General features: G+C 59.4%; 2 protein-coding genes. Both read left to right on the top strand.

What is annotated here, in order from left to right; translation table 11 throughout:
* The coding region (locus tag G3N58_RS33810; RefSeq protein ID WP_206001365.1) for a dipeptidase at window positions 1-936 on the top strand (936 nt) is incomplete at its 5' end.
* Between the two features lie 99 nt (window positions 937-1,035).
* On the top strand, window positions 1,036-1,307 hold a 272-nt coding region (locus G3N58_RS33805; RefSeq protein WP_241017358.1), incomplete at its 3' end, for a DUF5943 domain-containing protein.

Below are 1,307 nucleotides of genomic sequence, written 5' to 3'. Positions count from 1 at the left end.
GGTCTGAACATTTCGAAATTCGAACGCTCGGTGTTCGAAGACATGCGCAAGGGCGGCGTCACCGCCGTGAACTGCACGGTCTCCGTGTGGGACGACTTCCAGAAGACCATCGACAACATCGCGGAAATGAAGCAGCAGATCCGCGAGTACAGCGAAATCCTCACGCTCGTGCGCACGACCGACGACATCCTGCGCGCCAAAAAAGAGAATAAAACCGGCATCATCTTCGGCTTCCAGAACTCGTACGCCTTCGAAGACAACCTCGGCTATATCGAGGTCTTCAAGGAACTCGGCGTGAACGTCGTGCAGCTTTGCTACAACACCCAGAACCTCGTCGGCACCGGCTGCTACGAGCCGGACGGCGGCCTCTCGGGCTACGGGCGCGAAGTGATCCAGGAGATGAACCGCGTGGGCATCATGGTCGATCTCTCGCACGTGGGCGGCAAGACTTCGTCCGATGCGATCGCCTGCTCGAAGAAGCCCGTGACGTATTCGCACTGCTGCCCGTCGGGCCTGAAGGAACATCCGCGCAACAAGAGTGACGAGCAGCTGCGGGAAATTGCCGACGCGAACGGCTTCGTGGGCGTGACGATGTTCGCGCCGTTTCTGAAGAAGGGGCCGGACGCGACCGTCGAAGATTATCTCGAAGCGATCGAATACGTGGTCGATGTGATCGGCGAGGACAAGGTGGGCATCGGCACGGACTTCACGCAGGGCTATACGACGGAGTTCTTCGACTGGATCACGCACGACAAGGGGCGCTACCGCCGTCTGACGGATTTCGGCAAGGTGGTGAATCCGGAGGGCATCCGCACGATCGGCGAATTCCCGAACCTGACGGCGGCGATGCAGAAGGCGGGCTGGAGCGAGGCGCGCATCCGCAAGGTGATGGGCGAGAACTGGCTGCGCGTGTTCGGTGAAGTCTGGAACGGTTGATTAGCTGAGCGGCTGAGCGAGCAGTTTTAAAGCCGCGAAGAAAGACCATCCAGATTATTAAGAATGACTGAATAAATAAGATTCCCGGAGACTTACGACATGCAACCGCAACTTCCGATCGACGTCGATCCGCACACCGGCGTCTGGACCACCGACGCGCTGCCGATGCTATACGTGCCGCGCCACTTTTTCACGAACAATCACACGGCGGTTGAAGAAGCGCTGGGCCGCGAGGTCTACGCGGAGATTCTCTACAAGGCCGGCTACCAATCCGCGTACCACTGGTGCGAGAAGGAAGCGGAAAAGCACGGCATCGCCGGCATGGCGGTGTTCGAGCACTACCTGAAGCGTCTTTCGCAGCGCGGCTGGGG

It is taken from the genome of Paraburkholderia sp. Ac-20342, assembly GCF_017104985.1.
GTDB lineage: Bacteria > Pseudomonadota > Gammaproteobacteria > Burkholderiales > Burkholderiaceae > Paraburkholderia.
The sequence above is the reverse complement of the archived record's forward strand: the minus strand, read 5'-3'. Positions and strand labels throughout refer to the sequence as shown.